The organism is Porphyromonas endodontalis ATCC 35406, assembly GCF_000174815.1.
GTDB lineage: Bacteria > Bacteroidota > Bacteroidia > Bacteroidales > Porphyromonadaceae > Porphyromonas > Porphyromonas endodontalis.
In genome coordinates this window covers 1-825 of record NZ_ACNN01000013.1, presented here as the reverse complement: position 1 = coordinate 825, position 825 = coordinate 1, and the positions used below count along the sequence as shown (strand labels likewise).

Here is an 825-nt window from a genome sequence, read left to right as displayed (position 1 = left end):
GCTCGTGCTTCCCGGTTATCTTGGATCAAACAAAGTGGTGGAAAAGTGGGCTAAGATCGCCAACAACAATAAGGTCATGCTCTTCACGGACTTTGCCGACTTGGAGAAACCGGATGATGTGGTGGATATGTTTTTCACCTCCAATCTCGCCGGAGGGGATACCTTCAAGTGCAATACGGTCATGTGTTGTAATTGGCTTGTAGGACGTGGCGCCTATAAGGAAATAGGAGAAACCGAAGACTTGCACGTCTCGCCTGCATCTGCTTTGGCCGGGAAAGTCTACCGTACCCTGATGTCGCAAGTTACCGCAGGGAAGAAATATGGAGGCATCAATGAAGTGGATTCTGTGGTATTCCCCCTGAAGAAAAGTGAAATATCCCAATTGGACTCCATGGGGTTGGTTCCCATGGTCAATGAGTACGGGAAAGTGATGGCATTTTCTGCCAAGACCCTCTTTAATGGGGACAATCTTGGCTTGCAAACCTACTCCGTTGTCCGAGTATTCGACTACATTACCAAGGTTTTATTTGACTTCCTGAATCGTCGCTCTTTTGAAAATTGGAGCGGAAAGACGGAGCGAGATCTCCGCTCTCAGATCGTGAAGTTCTTGGATGACATACAGGGTCCGGATCGCTTGATAGAACGCTCTAAGATTGTGCGATTGGAAAGAGATCCTCACCAAAAAGACCGCATCTATCTGGATATTCATATCACCCCCTACTTCCCGGCCAAGAGTTTTGTTATCAAATTGGATGGAACGAAAGGGGACGACGAAGCAAGCTGGACAAGCGAATACGAGCAAGAGAAGTAGTCTTCCCCTCTCTC

At 47.8% G+C, this 825-nt stretch carries 1 pseudogene; it reads left to right on the top strand.

Annotated elements, in window-relative coordinates:
- Positions 1 to 811: pseudogene (locus tag POREN0001_RS03095) on the top strand (type VI secretion system contractile sheath protein TssC); the annotation flags it as partial.
- Positions 812 to 825 lie beyond the last annotated feature (14 nt).